The sequence below is a fragment of the Agromyces sp. GXS1127 genome, assembly GCF_050565425.1.
In the GTDB taxonomy this organism is placed as follows: domain Bacteria; phylum Actinomycetota; class Actinomycetes; order Actinomycetales; family Microbacteriaceae; genus Agromyces.
This window is the reverse complement of record NZ_JBOCIG010000003.1, coordinates 330379-346207: the sequence shown is the minus strand read 5'-3', so window position 1 is coordinate 346207 and position 15829 is coordinate 330379. Positions and strand designations below refer to the sequence as shown.

The window sequence follows — 15829 nt, the reverse complement described above, 5'->3', positions numbered from 1 at the left end:
TCGCCGGGCGTCCGGTCCTCCGCTCGACGGGTGGGGTCACGCGCCCCGGACGATCGTGGCCGGTTCGTGCCGGACCGGGAACGCGACCGACGCCGCGATGAAGCACTTCTCGGATGCCTCGTGGTGCAGCGATGCGGCGAGCTCGCGCATCGACGGCTCGGCCACCGTGACGCGCGGCCGCAGCACGGCCTCGACGAGCCGTCCGCCGCCGCGGCCGTCCTCGCGCATGGTCGCGGTCGCGGCATCCTCGTAGCCGACCACGACCACGCCGTGGTTCACGGCCACGTGGAGGTAGGAGAGCATGTGGCATTCGCTGAGGGCCGCCAGCACGAGCTCCTCGGGGTTCCATCGCTCGCGATCGCCGTGGAAGGTGCGATCGCTCGAGCCGGCGATCTCGTGCAGCTTGCCGGCCGCGCGGACCGCGTGCTGCCGTCCGTACGAACGGTACGAGGTCGTGCCCTCGCCGCGGTCGCCCTGCCACTCGAGCTCGATCGCGTAGTGGTGCTCGCCGAGCATGTGGTCTCCCCTTCCCGTGACGGGCGGCGCCGGTGCCGCGTTGCCGCGCCGGCTCATCGCGCCGGATGCGCGCGGTACCGCTTCGTCGATCCTGCACCCACCCGCCGACGCCCGACGCGGGCCCGGGGATAAGCTGGTCCGATCATGACTGACACCTGGATCCCCGTCGAATCCGTGCCCGCCGAGGCGGCCGAGCAGGCCGTCGTGCCGCAGGAGCGACGGATCGTCACCGCCATCCCCGGTCCCCGTTCGCAGGCGCTCCAGGCGCGACGGACCGCCGTCGTGTCGGCGGGCGTCTCGAGCGTCCTGCCCGTCTACATCGAGCGCGCGCACGGCGCCGTCCTCGAGGACGTCGACGGCAACCGGTTCCTCGACTTCGGTGCCGGCATCGGCGTGACGACGGCCGGCCACACCCCCGCGCGCGTCGTCGACGCCGCCGTCGCGCAGTCGCGCGACGTGCTGCACACGCTCTTCACGATCACGCCGTACGAGGAGTACGTGCGGGTCGCCGAGCTCCTCGCCGAGTACAGCCCCGGCGACTTCCCGAAGAAGACCGTGCTGGTCAACTCCGGCGCCGAGGCGGTCGAGAACGGCGTGAAGATCGCCCGCAAGCACACGGGGCGCCGTGCGGTCGCGGTGCTCGACCACGCCTACCACGGGCGCACGAACCTCACCATGGCGATGAACTTCAAGGCGATGCCGTACGCGTCGGGCTTCGGCCCGCTCGCGGGCGACGTCTACCACGCGCCGAGCTCCTATCCCTTCCGCGACGGCCTCACCGGCGCCGAGGCGGCGGCCCGCACGATCGGCTACCTCGACAAGGTCGTCGGCGCCTCCGACCTCGCGTGCCTCGTGGTCGAGCCGATCCAGGGCGAGGGCGGCTTCATGGTCTATGCCGACGGCTACCTCCCCGCACTGCAGGAGTGGTGCACCGCCAACGGCGTCGTCATGATCGCCGACGAGATCCAGTCCGGGATGGCGCGCACCGGCGCCTGGTACGCCTCCGAGCACTTCGGGTGGACGCCCGACCTCGTCCTGACGGCCAAGGGCATCGCGGCCGGCTTCCCGCTCGCCGCCGTCACCGGGCGTGCCGAGATCATGGACGCCGCACAGCCCGGCGGGCTCGGCGGCACGTTCGGCGGCAACCCCGTCGCGTGCGCGGCGGCGATCGCCGTCTTCGAGTCCGTCGAGGAGGAGGGACTGCTCGCCGAGGCCCGCCGAATCGAGACGACGTTGACCGCGGGGCTCGAGCGCCTCCGCGAGAAATACGACGTCATCGGCGACATCCGCGGGCGCGGCGCGATGATCGCGATCGAGCTCGTCGAACCCGGCACCGCCGGCACGACGAAGGCACCGAACGCGGCGGCGGTCTCCGCCATCGTCTCGTACGCCGCCCAGCAGGGCGTCCTGTTCCTCAGCGCCGGGACGTGGGGCAACGTGCTCCGCTTCCTGCCGAGCCTCCGGATGACCGACGAGCTGATCGCCGACGCGCTCGGCGTGCTCGACGACGCGTTCGCGACCCTCGCCTGACGCATGGGTGAGACCTTCGCGGCGTCCGCCGCCGCCCAGCTCGCCGTCGTCGAGCGCGGCGGATTCGTGGAGTCCCGGCACGTCGGCTCGGCCGTCGTGCTCGGGCCGGACGGCGAGGTGGTGCGCCGGATCGGCGACACGACCGCCCCCGTGCTCCCCCGCTCGAGCATGAAGCCGTTCCAGGCGCTCGCCGTCATGACCTCGGGCGTGACGCTCCGAGGCGAGGATGCCGCGATCGCCACGGCGAGCCACAGCGGCACGCCGCAGCACGTGGCGCTCGTGCGCGGGCTCCTCGCCCGGGCCGGCCTGCCCGCGTCGGCGCTCCGGTGCCCGGCGGAGTTCCCGACCGACCGTGCCTCGCGCGACGAGCTCGTCCGCACCGGGGCGCGCCCCGAGCCGATCACGATGAACTGCTCGGGCAAGCACGCGGCGATGCTGCTCGCCTGCCACGCGAACGGATGGTCGCTCGAGGACTACCTCGATCCGGAGCACCCCCTGCAGAAGCGCATCCTCGACGTGCTGGAGCGGCTGACGGGCGAGCGGCCCGTGGCGAGCGTCATCGACGGCTGCGGCGCGCCCGTGCACGCCGTCGGCCTGACCGCCCTCGCCCGCGGCATCCAGAAGATCGCCTCGTCGTCGGCCTCCTCGCCCTTCGCGCTCTTCCGCGAGGCGGCGGCGCTGACCGACGGGGTCCGCACCAACGGCTGGGCGATCGCCGGTCCCGGTCGACCGGACTCGGTCGCCATCGATCGGCTCGGCGTGTTCTCGAAGTTCGGTGCCGAGGGCGTGCAGGTGATGACCTCGCCCGACGGCACCACGGTCGCGCTGAAGATGCTCGACGGCTCGCCGCGCGCGTCGGCGATCGTGGCGGCGAGGCTGCTCGTCGGCGCGGGTGCCCTCGACGCCGGCGCGGTGGACGCCCTCGAGCCCGAACTCGGTCTCGAGGTGCTCGGTGGCGGGCGCGTCGTCGGACGCATCCGCGCCACGGTCTAGCTCCGGGACGGTACGGCGCCGACTGCGGGAGGCCGCGACCCCGACGGATCGCGGCCTCCCGGCGCGCGCCTCGGGTCAGCCCGCCTGCGCCGCGAGCCGTTTCGCTCGGGCGGCGCGCGAGACCTGCGCGATCACCACGATCGCGAGGGCCACGATGAACACCGCCGACGCGATCACGTTGGCCTCGGCCGGGATGCCGCGCGACGCCGAGATGTAGATGTACTTCGGGAACGTCGTCACCGAACCGGAGTTGAAGTTCGTGATGATGAAGTCGTCGAAGCTCAGCGCGAACGAGAGCAGCGCGGCCGCCATGATGCCGGGGGTCAGCAACGGGAACGTGATGCGCCAGAACACCTCGCGCGGCGACCCGTAGAGATCGCGGCCCGCCTCCTCCAGGGCCGGGTCGAGACTCGACACGCGGGCCTTGACGGTGACCACGACGAAGCTGATGCAGAACATCGTGTGCGCCAGGATGATCGTCAGCATGTCCTTCGGCACGCCGACGGCCAGGAACTGGGCCGCGAGGCCCGCACCGAGCACCACCTCGGGCGTCGCCATCGGCAGGAACAGCAGCAGGCTGATCGCCGAACGCGCCCGGAAGCGGTAGCGGACGAGCGCGATGGCGATCATGGTGCCGAGCGTGGTCGCGATCACCGTCGACACGAGGCCGATGACGATGCTGTTCGCGAACGCCTCGCAGACCGCTCCGCCCTCGACGTTGCACACGTTCAGCCACTTGTCGAAGGTGAACCCGCGCCAGGCGATGTTCGACTTCAGCGAGTCGTTGAAGGAGAACACGAACGTGTAGGCGATCGGGATCAGCAGGAAGATGAACGCCAGCGTGACGTAGACGGGCAGCAGCCAGTCGCCGAGCCCGATCCGACGTCCACGCGGTCGCTGCGGTGCGCGCCGGTCCTCGAGCTCCTCGCTCTCGGCGAGGCCGCCGAGGACGGCTGCGGCCTGGACTTCCCCGCTCACAGCAGGTCCTCCGTTCCGGATCGCTTCACGTACACGCCGACGAGCACCAGGATCGCCGCCATCAGGATGATCGAGAGCGCCGCGGCCGCCGGGTAGTTCAGGAGCACGAGGAAGTTCGCCTCGATCACGTTGCCCATCATCTGGGTGTCCGGCCCGCCGAGGAAGTCGCGGCTGGCGTTCACGTAGTCACCCGCTGCCGGGATGAACGTGAGCAGGGTGCCCGCGACGATGCCGGGCATCGACAGCGGGACGGTCACCTTCCGGAAGACCGTGAACGGGTTCGCGTACAGGTCGCTGCCCGCCTCGAGGTACCGGGTGTCCAGGCGCTCGAGCGTCGTGTAGAGCGGCAGCGTCATGAACGGGATGAAGTTGTACGTCAGGCCGAAGACCACCGCGAACGGGGTGCCCGCGAAGTAGGCGTCGGGCCCGAGCAGGCCGATCGCCTTGAGCGAGGTGATGATGAGCGACTCGTCCGACAGGATCTGCTTCCACGCGAGGGTGCGCAGCAGGAAGCTGATGAAGAACGGGGCGATCACGAGCACCAGCAGCAGGCTCTGCAGGAGCGGCCGGCGCCGCGCCTTGACGCCGATGAAGTACGCGATCGGGTAGCTGAACAGGAGCGCGAACACCGTCGCGAGCAGGGCGTAGCCGAACGAGCGCAGGATGTGCGGCCAGTAGTCCTGGATGACGGTGACGTAGTTCTGCCAGTTGAACGCGTAGTCGTACACGCCGATGTCGCCGAACTCGCTCGGCGCCTGCAGGGACGTGAGGATCAGCGAGATGAGGGGCGTCAGGAAGAACAGGACGAGGTAGAGGATGCCCGGCAGGAGGAGGAAGAGCGCGATGGGGCTCTTCCTCCGCGTCGCCTGGGGCTGCGCCTCCGCCGTCGCGAATGCTGCGAAGGCCATGGCTCAGCTGCCCTCGAGCTCCGTGATGAGCGCCTCCCGGCGCTGCACCGCGATGGACTGCGTGTCCGCGTCGGCCGGGAACCGCGAGGATTCGTCGGGCTCGTCGGACAGGCCGAAGCCGTGCTCGACGTCCCAGCTGAGCCACACCTCCGAACCCTCGTGCGCGACGGGGCCGAACGTCATGTTCTGGGCGAACACCGAGACCGTGCCGACGCCGGGCACCGCGACGATGTACTCGGTGCTCACGCCGGCGAAGGACACGTCGATGACGCGGCCGGGTCCGAGCAGCGTGCGACCCGCGACCTCCTCCGGCTGCTCCGGGTGGAGCGTGACCTTCTCCGGTCGCACGCCGACCGTGACGAGGCCCTGGTGCCGCTGCGCGCGCGCCGCGGGGACCGTGATGCGGTGACCGCCCGCGTCGACGGTGATCGCCGTTGCCGTGGTTCCGACGACATCGCCCGTGAAGAGGTTCGACTTGCCGAGGAAGTTGGCGACGAACGCCGTGCGGGGCAGCTCGTAGAGCTCCTCCGGCGCACCCATCTGCTCGATCGCGCCCTTGTTCATCACGGCGACCGTGTCGGCCATGGTCATGGCCTCCTCCTGGTCGTGCGTGACGTGGAGGAAGGTCAGGCCGACCTCCTCCTGGATCGTCTTCAGCTCGAGCTGCATCTGGCGACGCAGCTTCAGGTCGAGGGCGCCGAGCGGCTCGTCGAGCAGGAGCAGCGCGGGCCGGTTCACGATCGCACGCGCGAGCGCGACCCGCTGCTGCTGGCCGCCGGAGAGCTGCGCCGGACGACGCTGCGCGAGGTGGTCGAGCTCGACGAGCCGCAGCGCCTCGTGGGCACGGGTCTCCGCGTCGGCGATCCGACGGCGCTTCAGGCCGAAGGAGACGTTGTCGATGATCGACATGTGCGGGAACAGCGCGTAGCTCTGGAACACCGTGTTGACCGGGCGCTGGTGCGCCTTGGTGTCGGTGACGTCCGTGCCGCCGATGAGGATGCGACCGGCGGTCGGCTCCTCGAGGCCGGCGACCAGTCGCAGGGTCGTCGTCTTGCCGCAGCCCGACGGACCGAGCAAGGCGAAGAACGAGCCGGCCGGGATGGTGAGGTCGAGCTCCTCGATCGCGGTGAAGCCGGGGAATCGCTTCTGGATGCCGACCAGTTCGAGGTCGGCGCCGCTCTCGGCGAATTCGCGGATCGCCATCACGAACCCAGGAGGATCTGCTGGAACTGCGTCTGGTACTTCTGCTCCTCGGCACCGGAGAGCGCGCGGAAGATGTACGCGTTCGAGAGGGTCTCCTCGTCGGGGAAGATGAGCTGGTTCTCCGCGAGCTCGGGGTCGATCGCCATCGCGGCCTCCTGCGCGCCGACCACGGGCGTGATGTAGTTCACCCACGCGGCGACCTCGGCGGCGACCTCGGGCTCGTAGTAGTAGTTGATGAGCGTCTCGGCGTTCGCCTTGCGCGGCGAGCCGATCGGGATGAGGAAGTTGTCGTTCCACAGCGTGCCGCCCGCGGTGGGGATCGCGAACTGCCACTTGTCGCCGGCCTCCGCGTTCAGGACCGTGATGTCGCCCGACCAGCAGATGGCGGCCAGCGTGTCCTCGCTCTTCAGGTCCTCAAGGTACGAGTTGCCCTTGATGTTGCGGATCTGGCCGTTCGCGACCTGCTCGTCGAGGATCTCGATGGCCGCATCGAACTCGGCGTCGCCCCAGTCGGGGCTCGCGATGTCGACGCCGTTCTGGAGCATGATGAGGCCCATCGTGTCGCGCATCTCGGAGAGGACGCCCACGCGGCCCTTCAGCTCCGAGTTCCAGAGGTCCTCCACCGTCTCGAGCCCGCCGGGCACCTTCTCGGTGTTCCAGCAGATCCCGGCGAACCCGCCCTGCCACGGCAGCGAGTGCTTGCGACCCTCGTCGAAGCTCGGGTTCGCGAGCGCGGGGGCGAGGTTGGCGATGTTGGGGATGTTCCCGTGGTCGAGTTCCTGCGTGTACCCGAGACGGATCCAGCGCGAGACCATCCAGTCGGTGAGGCAGACCGTGTCGGCGCCGATGTCCTGCCCGAGCGCGAGCTGGTCCTTGACCTTGCCGTAGTACGTGTTGTTGTCGTCGACGGCGACCTCGTAGTTGACCTCGATCCCCGTCTCCTCGGTGAACCGGACGAGCGTGGGGTAGTTGCCGGCGTCGTCCTCGTCGATGTAGGCCGCCCAGTTCGCCCAGTTGAGGCTCTTGTCGGTGTCGGAGGTGTCGGCGGCCGCGGTGGGCTTCGCCTGCCCGCCACCGGTCGAACAGGCGGCGAGCGCGAACGCCGAGGCGCCCGCTCCGGCTCCGGCGAGCAGGCCGCGGCGGGTCAACTGAGCCTGTCGGGCCTGCGCCACGAGGGCGCGAACGATGGGGTCCTGGGGAAGGGGACGGCTGCTCACGAGGGTCTCCAATCGACGTGCATGCGCGTGCAGGGGTGCGAAGATACTGACACACTGCGTGGCGGAATTCAGCAGATGATGACCGAATCGTTAATTTCTGCGAACATCACGCACGGATTCAGTGCCGTTCCGGCCCGCGGACACTCGGAATCCGTCGTCTCATCGCTCCCATCGAGCTCGCTCCGCCACCCCGCCGGCGGGAATCCGCCAGCACTGGTCGCGATCGTCGTCGAGCAGCGGCGGGAGTCCGGCACCGCGAGCCAGGGCGCGGTACTCCCCCGTCCCGCCGTGGACGACGAGCTCCGCGCGGGAGCGCGCCGCGGCGGCCAGGCTCCAGTTCGCCGCCCACGCGTCGGCGTCGCCGATCACCACCGTCGGGGCGGCGTCCGCCCCGGCGTCGAGCGCCGACTGCGCGTCCCGCCAGGCATCCGGCCCATCGGCCAGCCGGATGACGGCGGCGCGCGGAGCGAGGCGCGCGATCGAGTCGGCATCGACGGCGGGCGACGCGGAGCACACGGCGACCACCCCGCGAGACCCGACGACGAGCTGGGGCGCCTCGCGACGCGCGCGGTCGTCGGCGACCGGATCGGCGTGGAGGAACTGGGCGCGGCGTCCGCGCCACTGCCCGGCTCCCGGCGGGGCGTCGGGGCGGTGGAGGCTGCCCTCGCCGCCGGCGTGGACGAGGTCGGCGCGGCTCGGATGGCGCAGCAGCACGACGGTCGTGGCGGCGTCGCGGAGACCCGGCGGGACGGCCGAGGTGCGGGCGGCGGAGACCACGACCGCCGGACCGCCGCCGCGTTGCCGGCGCATCACCTCCTCCAGTGCGGCGAACGCCGCCAGCCGGTGCTCGTCGGGCCAGCCGGCCAGGCGGGTGTCGAGGTCGTCGACGACGAGCAGCGCGAGGGATGGGACGACGCCGGCCCGCAGCTCGGCCAGCACGTCCCACATGCGGCTGCGCGGGCCGTCGAGGCGCAGCACGGCCCGCGCCCCGTCCCGTCGGCCCACCTGCGCGGCGACCGCCTCGAGCAGCGCCGACCGACCGGACCCCGGCGCGCCGAGCACGAGCAGCGGGCCGTCGACCGCCGGGTCCCACCGCACCGCGCTGCGACGCTGGTGCTCGGGCTCATCGACCGCGCCGAGTACGATCTCCGCGCCGCGCCCGGTCCTCCCCTCGTGCGACGTGTCGACGTCCGGCATCGACGCCCGCCCCGCAGCGGAGGTCGGCGTGGCGAGCACCGCACGCAGGTCCTCGAGGCCGATCCGAGCGGGCAGCGGGTCGAGCCACGTCCGGCGAGGCGGTGGGGCGCCCGCATGGCGCAGGGCGACCGCGTCGATGGTCGTCCGACTCGCGAGCGCGGACTGGAACTCCACGAGGCATCCGTCGCCGCGGTCGACGACGGCGCGCCCCGGTCGGTCGGGATCGAGGCCCGCCGCCAGCTCCGAGCCGATCACGGCCACGCTGTCGGAGCGGTCGAGCACCCGGAGGGACAGCCGGATGCCGCAGTTCGCGCTCACCTGCTCGCGGACCACCCCGTTGGGCCGCTGCGCGGCGAGCACGAGGTGGACGCCCAGCGAACGGCCACGCGCGGCCACGTCCGCGATGACCGCGCCGAGCTCGGCGAAGCGCTCGATCATGGCCTGGTACTCGTCGACGACGACGACGAGCCGCGGGAGCACGACGTCGTCCGGGAGCTCGCCGATGCCGCGCACCCCGACGCCGGCCAGCACGCGTTCACGGTGGCGGAGCTCCGCTCGGATGCTCGCCACCGCACGCTCGGCCTCGGCCTCGTCGAGGTCGGTCACGAGCCCGGCGACGTGCGGGAGGCGTCGCACGGGCTCGAACGCCGCCCCGCCCTTGAAGTCCACCAGGAGGAACGCCACGCGGTCCGGCGGACGACGGGCCGCGAGCGCGGCGATCCACGCCACGAGCAGCTCGCTCTTGCCGCTGCCGCTCGTCCCCGCGACGAGCGCGTGGGGACCGGCCACCAGGTCGATCTCGACCGGACCCCTGCCATCCGAGCCGACCGCGACGGCGAGGGTCGAGCGGTCGGACGGATCGAGCGGTCCGAGCGGCTCGTCGAGCAGGTCGGACAGCGCGATCGAGTCCGGCGGCCGCGCGTCGGCGCCGAGCCCGAGGCTCCTGGCGATGCGGGCGAGGCGCTCCGCCGCGACCCGGGCCTCCGCCGCCGAGACCAGCTCGGGCCGAACGGCGGCCGCCTCGCCGACCTGGCCCCGCACGGCCGCGACGCGCGGCGTGGCGACCTCGACGACCGTCCGGATCCCGGGCGGCAGTCCGATGCGGGTCTCCGCGACGGCGAAGAGGACCTCGGCGTCGCCGACGCCGGCGCGACCTCGGTCCGGCTGCGGTGCACGACGGGCGGGTCCGCCCGTACCGGTCGCGTCGACGACCCGGAGGACACCGGTCCCCGGCCCGCTCGCCCGATGCGGGAGCGCGTCGAGCCACTCCCACTCGTCGTCGCGCGGCCCGTCGATGCGCGAGCACGTCGGGTCCGACGCGTCGGCGTACTGCACGATCGCGGTGCGGGCCGCCCCGCGTGCGAGCGCCGGCGGGCCGACGAACCCGAGCCCATCGCCGACCGCGACGCGGACCGGCGCCCCCTCGAGCCGCGCGGCGGCCGTGCGGACCCCCTCGGCCTCGGCGTCGTCGCCGGGGTCGCCCTCGACCGCCACGCGGCTCGGCACGGTGCCGGTGCCGACGACGACGGATTCGGGCGGAACGGGCAGCCACGCCGGGACCGGCCCGCACACGACGACCGCCGCCGACGGGCTCGCGCGCCAGGCCGCGGCCCGCTCGATCGCGTGCCTGCGGTCGACCTCGGCGCGGAGCCGGGCGAGCTGCTGCTCCCGGTCGCGTCGCCCGTCGCGGCGGGCCCGGCGGGCCGTGCGTCGCGCATCGAGCACCGCCGCGACGGCGACGAGCGGTCCGAGCGCGGCGAACGCGAGCGAGAGGACCGAGCCGGTGAACGCCCAGATCGCGACGGCCCCGGCGACCGGGGCCGCCGAGGCGATCCACGGGAATGCCGGCCGCGGCGGCTCCGGGGGCGACGGGGGCAGGTGGAGGCGGGGCAGTCCCTGCAGGCTCGTCGCCGAGGCATCCGTCATACCCGAAGCCCAGCATCGGCGCCGGGCACCGCGCGCACGCCGGGTCCGGACTGTGCGCGCGTCGGTCCGCGCCGGGGGCGTGCAGGACGGGTCGCGCGACCCGCTGGCGACTGCCCCTCAGGCGACCGTGAAGGCCTGCTCCCCGATCTCGACACGGCTCCCCCGCGGCACGAGGATCCGTCGTCCGGGCTCGCACCGCACCCCGTGCTCGCCGGGGCGGCGCACGACGGTGCCGTTCGCGGAGAAGCGATCGGCGACCCAGAGGTCGCCCTCGTGCTCGCCGAACTCGAGGTGCGTCTTGGAAACCGAGAGCCCGCGGTCGACGATCTGCACGAGGTGGTCGAACGACTCGCCGGGTTCCGCGAGCGGGCGCCGGCCGACGAGCCCCGTGCCCTGCACGCTGACGACCTCGCCGGTCGTGAAGGTCAGGACGAAACGCGCGGAGGGCGCCGGCTCCCCGGCCGCCGGAGCCGAGGTCGACCCCGGCGCCGACGCCGGCTCGGCCGGCTCGTCCGGCTCGGACCCGGGCGGGACGACCGGTGCCGCATCGGTGATCGGCACGCTGAGCACCCCGGAGTCGGAGCGGTGGATGACGTAGGTGTCGCCCGGCCGCGGATCGAGCGGGCGGCGGGACTCGGGCGTCGCCGACGTCGAGCTTCCGCACTCGCCGCAGAACATCGCCCCCTCGGGCAACGTCGCACCGCAGATCCGGCAGTTCACGTCCCGGCTCCCTTCCGGGTGCCAGCGTACCCGCCGAGCGAGCCGAGCGAGATCCGCGCTCGCATGCGCTCCCGCCACGTCCTCGGCTCGTCCATCCGCCGTTGGAGCTCCTCGACCGCCGACCAGACGCGGTCGTCGTCGCCCTCGCCGGGCCCGTCGGGGCCGAACACGACGCGATCCACGACCGAGGCGAGCACCGCCGGTCCGAGCCCGCCCACCACCGCGGCCTGCTCCGCCCGGGTCGCGGTGGGCGTCATCGGATAGCGGTAGTCGGCGGCCCGGTCGGCGAACTCGGCCCAGCCGCCCTCGATCCGCTCGACGGGGGTCCCCGCACGGCGGCGCAGCCTCCGCCGGCGCGCCTTCGCCGCGAGGACGGCGAGGAAGGGGCTCGCGAGGAGCGCGAGTGCGGCGAGCACGATGCCGACGATGCGGAGCACGCCGAGCAGCGCGTCGAGCCAGGCGCTGCCCTCCTGCGGGTCCTCGGAGCCGGCGTCCGGCTCGGAGGCGAGGTCGTCGACCGGGGTCGGATCCTCCGGCGGCGGCAGCGCCGACTGCGGCCGCGAGACGACCGTCGGCTCGTCCGGTTGCCGCTCGGGGATCGGCCGGACCTCCGGGTTCGGGTCGACCTGGATCCAGGCCCCGTCGTCGGCCTGCACCTCGATCCACGCCTGCAGGTCCGCGCCGCGCAGGACCCGCGGCTCCGACGCGGCGACGTCGGCGTCCTCGCCCGAGGGCAGGTAGCCGACGACGACCCGCGCGGGGAAGCCGATCTGGCGTGCGAGGAGCGCCGCCGCCACGGCGTACTGCTCGCCGTCGCCCACCATCGGCTTCGCGGTCGCGAGCTCGGACAGCCGGTCGAGGGAGTGACCGGAGCGGCTCGGCCCCTCGTCCTCCTCGATGCCGTGGCTGACGTACCCCTCGCGCTGGAACCCCTGGATCACGCCCGCCAGCCGGACCCCGGGATCGTCCGAGGCGCGCGTCCACTGGTCCAGCAGGCGCAGCAGCGCGTCCGGCGGGTCGGGCGAATCCGGCAGGATGGCGCCGCCGGGCCGGAGCGCCGCGAGGTCGACCGGCTCGATCCACGCGACGGAGTCCGCCCGGTAGGCGTCGCCCTCGCGCAGGCCGGATCGCACTCCCGCGGTCCCGGTCACGTCGTTGTAGGAGAAGCCGTCGTCGAGCAGCCCCTTCCTCGGCCCGCCGAACTCGATGCGTTCGAGCCGTCCGATGCCCGGCACCCAGACGTCGTCGTACCCCGACACCTGCACGGAGAGGCCCACCGGTTCACCGGGCGTGCCGGACTGGTCGAGCCGGTAGGGCAGCCGCGTGAACTGACCGGATGCCGCGGAGCGATCGCCTCCCCCGACGGAGTAGACGACCCCGTCGTAGGTGTCGAGCACCGCCACCCGCAGCCCGCTGCCGGCGGGCAGGCCCGTGACGGTGAGCATCTCCCGATCCCTCGTGTCCGCGGCGAACGCGGCACGGAAGCCGGCCAGCGGGCTGTCGTGGTCGCTGGGCTCGAACGGAGGGCGCAGCTCCGCTCGCAGCACGTCGCGCGTGGCCGGCGGGACGGCGAGCGTCGCCGCCGTGGCGCCGACGAGCGCCACGGCCACGACGAGGGTCGCGCCGACGATGCGGCGGACGTCCCCGAGCGCCGACTCCACGGGGCGCTCGAGCACCGTGCGACGGCGCCCGGCGACGGCGACCCGCACGAGCCACGCCACCGCGGCGATGAGGAAGGCCACGCCGGCTTCGAACGCCACGTCGTCGTGGACCACGCCGAACACGATCCCCGCGACGAGCAGCACGGCGGGGGGCAGCAGTGCCGCCGACGGCAGGCGGGTGCGGAGGGCGATGGTCACCGACGCCGCGGTCGCGAGGAGGCCCAGCAGGAACGGCGGGACGAGGAGCGCCTGGTACGACCCCACCGGGACGGAGATCGTCACGAGCTGCTTCCACGACAGCGCCGTCCCCGCGACGAGCTCGAGGACGCCCTCCGCCGTCGGCAGCACGGTCTGGTACGCCGCGGTCGGCACCGCGACCGGCACGCCGAGCACCAGGTAGGCGACGGCGACGGCGGAGACCACCGCCCACGACGGCCAGCCGAGGATCGCGCCGGCCAGTCCGATCGACGCTCCGGCGAGGATCGACACGGCGGCGGCGACGAGGAACGCTCCGCTCTCGTAGACCGGCCACCACGGGATCATCGCCGTGGCCGAGACGATCATGAGCAGCACCGTGCTGATGACGGCCGAGACGAGGGCCGACCCGGCGAGCCGCCGCGTCGGGCGATGCCAGGCCGGGCGTCCGGCGCGGCGCTGCGTCGACGACACGCTCATGCGACCGACGCCGTCCTCGCGAGCAGGGCGGTCAGGTCGTCGAGGTAGCCGATGCCGTACACCGAGAGCCCGCCGACCGCGCGCGCGTCGGCCTCGCCCTCGGTCGCGCACCGGACGGCCACCGCCTCGATGCCGACCGGGAGTCGCGAGACGCCCTGCCGGAGGTCGGCGATGCCGCGTCGGCCGCCCGTGACGACGAAGGCGAGGGAGACGCCGGCGATCGACTCGGCCGCCGCCCGCGCCGTGTCGGCGAGCGTCGCCGCGCGGTCGTCGACCTCGACCACGCAGAGGGCGTCGAGGAGTCGGTCCCGCGACGCCGTCGGCAGTTCGCGCAGCGCGGGGAGGCCGCGCCGGGACGCCGACGACGGCCGCTGCCGGTCGTGACCGGAGACCACGAACGCGAGGCTCCGCGCGTCGCGGATGGCCCGCGCGCCGATCGACGCGGCGACGCTGACGGCGAGCTCGAAGTCGTCGTCGTCCTCGTAGGCGTCGGCGGCGAGGTCGAGCATGACCATCAGCCGGCTGCGACGGGTCTCCTCGAACTGGCGGACCATGAAGGTCCCGGTCTTGGCCGAGCTTCGCCAGTGGATGTACCTGCGGTCGTCGCCCGCCTGGTACTCGCGGAGCGCGTGGAAGGCGATGTCGCTCGACGTCAGGTCGCGCGTGGGCGATCCCTCGAGGTCGCGCAGGTATCCGGTGCTGAGCGCCGAGACCGCGATGGTCCGCGGGTGCACGTGCAGCATCCGCACATCGGACCACACGATCTCGCGGCGCATGAGCCCGACCGGGTCGGCGCGCACGGTGCGCGCCGGGCCCACCGGGACGATCCCGCGGCGCTCGGTGGGGATGGCGACGCGCTCGTCGAACGTGCCGCCGCGGGCGAGCGGGGGCACCATCCGGGAGATCACGCGGTGGCCGACGGGCAGCTCCAGCCGCGCACCGGCGAACCGCCGACGCCCCGGATTGCGGGCCACGAGGCGGGCCTCGGCCGACTCGCCCACCGCGACGCGCGGAACCGGCAGCGCGAGCTCGATCTGGCCCGCGCCGCGGCCGGCCAGCCAGGCGGAGGCGACGAGCAGGAGGAACAGCAGCCCCCAGCCGACGACGGCGAGTTCGAGCCATCCGTAGACGTAGGCGACGACCAGTGCCGCGACCGCCGCCGCGAGCACCCCCCAGCCGAGCGGCGTCACGACGCTGCGTGCCGCGCGGGTCCAGCGTTCGACCACGGATGCCGCGGTGCGGACGGCCACGACGACGCGCGCGATCGCCACCGCGAGCAGGCCCTGGCGGGCGGCCTCCTCGGGGATCCTCGACCGGGTCTCGAAGGTCACCCGACCTGCCTCGCTGACGGCGGCGGCGTCTCGATGAGCACCTGCGCGATCAGGTTCGACGCGGTCACGCCGTCGAACTCGGCCTCGGGGTCGAGGATCAGGCGGTGGGCGAGCACCGGTTCGGCGAGCGCCTTGACGTCGTCGGGCACCACGTAGTGCCTGCCGCGTCCGGCGGCGTGGGTCTTCGCGGCGCGGACGAGGGCGAGGGCGCCGCGCACGCTCACGCCGAGGCGCACCTCGGTCGCGCTGCGGGTCGCGTCGACGAGCCGCGACACGTAGTCGTTGATCGTGGGATCGACGTAGACGGTGCGGGCGGTCGCAGCCATCTCGACGATCTCGGAGGCGTCCAGACGCGCTTCGACGCGGTGATCGTGCGCACGCTGGTCGGTCCCCTCGAGGATCCGGATCGTCGACGCGTGATCGGGGTAGCCGATGGAGGTGCGCATGAGGAACCGGTCGAGCTGCGCCTCGGGGAGCCGGTACGTCCCGGCCTGCTCGACCGGGTTCTGGGTGGCGATCACCATGAAGGGCTGGTCGACGCGATGCGTCTGCCCGTCGACGGTCACCTGCCCCTCCTCCATCACCTCGAGGAGAGCGGACTGCGTCTTCGGGCTCGCCCGGTTGATCTCGTCGGCGAGGACGATGTTGGCGAAGACCGGCCCCGGGTGGAACTCGAACACCCCGGAGCGCTGGTCGTAGACGGAGACGCCCGTGATGTCGCCGGGCAGCAGGTCGGGCGTGAACTGGACGCGGTTGCTGGTGCCCGCGACCGACTGCGCCATGGCGCGCGCGAGCGAGGTCTTGCCCGTGCCGGGCACGTCCTCGAGGAGCAGGTGGCCCTCGCTGAGCAGCGCGGTGAAGGCCAGCCGGATCACCCGGTTCTTGCCGAGCAGGATCTCCTCGACCGCTCCGACCAGCCGGTCGAGGTTCGACGCGAACCGGTTCGCGTCCTCGGGAGTCATGGTCATCGGTGC

Annotated in this window: 12 protein-coding genes; 2 read left to right on the top strand and 10 right to left on the bottom strand. The window is 73.1% G+C overall.

Annotated elements, in window-relative coordinates; translation table 11 throughout:
- Positions 1–36 precede the first annotated feature (36 nt).
- The gene (locus tag ACQ393_RS07040) at positions 37–516 is read right to left on the bottom strand and encodes an OsmC family protein (protein WP_430646113.1); all 480 of its coding nucleotides are present in this window, start codon (positions 514–516) and stop codon (positions 37–39) included.
- 144 nt (positions 517–660) lie between these two features.
- On the opposite strand from ACQ393_RS07040, the gene gabT reads away from it, so the two are divergent.
- Both gabT and ACQ393_RS07030 read left to right on the top strand, forming a co-directional pair.
- Positions 661–2046: a 4-aminobutyrate--2-oxoglutarate transaminase gene (gabT, locus tag ACQ393_RS07035; protein WP_430646112.1), complete on the top strand. Its 1386-nt coding sequence runs from the start codon at positions 661–663 to the stop codon at positions 2044–2046.
- Positions 2047–2049: 3 nt separating this feature from the next.
- Complete coding sequence (locus ACQ393_RS07030) at positions 2050–3039, top strand: asparaginase (RefSeq protein WP_430646111.1); 990 nt, start codon at positions 2050–2052, stop codon at positions 3037–3039.
- A gap of 75 nt (positions 3040–3114) precedes the next feature.
- On the opposite strand, the gene ACQ393_RS07025 is transcribed toward ACQ393_RS07030, so the two are convergent.
- The 9 genes from ACQ393_RS07025 to ACQ393_RS06985 form a co-directional block, all read right to left on the bottom strand.
- Positions 3115–3918 carry an ABC transporter permease gene (locus tag ACQ393_RS07025; protein ID WP_430646303.1) on the bottom strand — a complete coding sequence of 268 codons (804 nt, stop codon included), beginning with the start codon at positions 3916–3918 and terminating at the stop codon, positions 3115–3117.
- A 95-nt stretch (positions 3919–4013) separates the two neighbouring features.
- Complete coding sequence (locus ACQ393_RS07020) at positions 4014–4925, bottom strand: ABC transporter permease (RefSeq protein ID WP_430646110.1); 912 nt, start codon at positions 4923–4925, stop codon at positions 4014–4016.
- 3 nt (positions 4926–4928) lie between these two features.
- On the bottom strand, positions 4929–6128 hold the full coding sequence (locus tag ACQ393_RS07015) for an ABC transporter ATP-binding protein (RefSeq protein ID WP_430646109.1): 1200 nt from the start codon (positions 6126–6128) through the stop codon (positions 4929–4931).
- Positions 6128–7345: an ABC transporter substrate-binding protein gene (locus ACQ393_RS07010; RefSeq protein ID WP_430646108.1), complete on the bottom strand. Its 1218-nt coding sequence runs from the start codon at positions 7343–7345 to the stop codon at positions 6128–6130. Before ACQ393_RS07010 ends, ACQ393_RS07015 begins: the two co-directional genes overlap by 1 nt.
- Before the next feature lie 159 nt (positions 7346–7504).
- Positions 7505–10468, bottom strand: coding sequence for an FtsK/SpoIIIE domain-containing protein (locus ACQ393_RS07005; RefSeq protein ID WP_430646107.1), 2964 nt, complete (start codon positions 10466–10468; stop codon positions 7505–7507).
- 117 nt (positions 10469–10585) lie between these two features.
- Positions 10586–11188 carry an FHA domain-containing protein gene (locus tag ACQ393_RS07000; RefSeq protein ID WP_430646106.1) on the bottom strand — a complete coding sequence of 201 codons (603 nt, stop codon included), beginning with the start codon at positions 11186–11188 and terminating at the stop codon, positions 10586–10588.
- The gene (locus ACQ393_RS06995) at positions 11185–13524 is read right to left on the bottom strand and encodes a transglutaminaseTgpA domain-containing protein (protein WP_430646105.1); all 2340 of its coding nucleotides are present in this window, start codon (positions 13522–13524) and stop codon (positions 11185–11187) included. Before ACQ393_RS06995 ends, ACQ393_RS07000 begins: the two co-directional genes overlap by 4 nt.
- A complete protein-coding gene (locus tag ACQ393_RS06990) occupies positions 13521–14855 on the bottom strand; it encodes a DUF58 domain-containing protein (protein ID WP_430646104.1) in 1335 nt (444 codons plus the stop codon). The genes ACQ393_RS06995 and ACQ393_RS06990 overlap by 4 nt, the downstream gene beginning before the upstream one ends.
- Positions 14852–15823, bottom strand: coding sequence for an AAA family ATPase (locus ACQ393_RS06985; protein ID WP_430646103.1), 972 nt, complete (start codon positions 15821–15823; stop codon positions 14852–14854). The genes ACQ393_RS06990 and ACQ393_RS06985 overlap by 4 nt, the downstream gene beginning before the upstream one ends.
- Positions 15824–15829: the final 6 nt, after the last annotated feature.

Excerpts from the sequence above, each read along its gene's own strand:
- gabT (WP_430646112.1), top strand. The coding sequence starts at position 661 with ATGACTGACACCTGGATCCCCGTCGAATCCGTGCCCGCCGAGGCGGCC.
- ACQ393_RS06985 (WP_430646103.1), bottom strand. The coding sequence starts at position 15,823 with ATGACCATGACTCCCGAGGACGCGAACCGGTTCGCGTCGAACCTCGAC.
- ACQ393_RS07030 (WP_430646111.1), top strand. The coding sequence starts at position 2,050 with ATGGGTGAGACCTTCGCGGCGTCCGCCGCCGCCCAGCTCGCCGTCGTC.
- ACQ393_RS07005 (WP_430646107.1), bottom strand. The coding sequence starts at position 10,468 with ATGACGGATGCCTCGGCGACGAGCCTGCAGGGACTGCCCCGCCTCCAC.
- ACQ393_RS07040 (WP_430646113.1), bottom strand. The coding sequence starts at position 516 with ATGCTCGGCGAGCACCACTACGCGATCGAGCTCGAGTGGCAGGGCGAC.
- ACQ393_RS07015 (WP_430646109.1), bottom strand. The coding sequence starts at position 6,128 with ATGGCGATCCGCGAATTCGCCGAGAGCGGCGCCGACCTCGAACTGGTC.
- ACQ393_RS07020 (WP_430646110.1), bottom strand. The coding sequence starts at position 4,925 with ATGGCCTTCGCAGCATTCGCGACGGCGGAGGCGCAGCCCCAGGCGACG.
- ACQ393_RS06995 (WP_430646105.1), bottom strand. The coding sequence starts at position 13,524 with ATGAGCGTGTCGTCGACGCAGCGCCGCGCCGGACGCCCGGCCTGGCAT.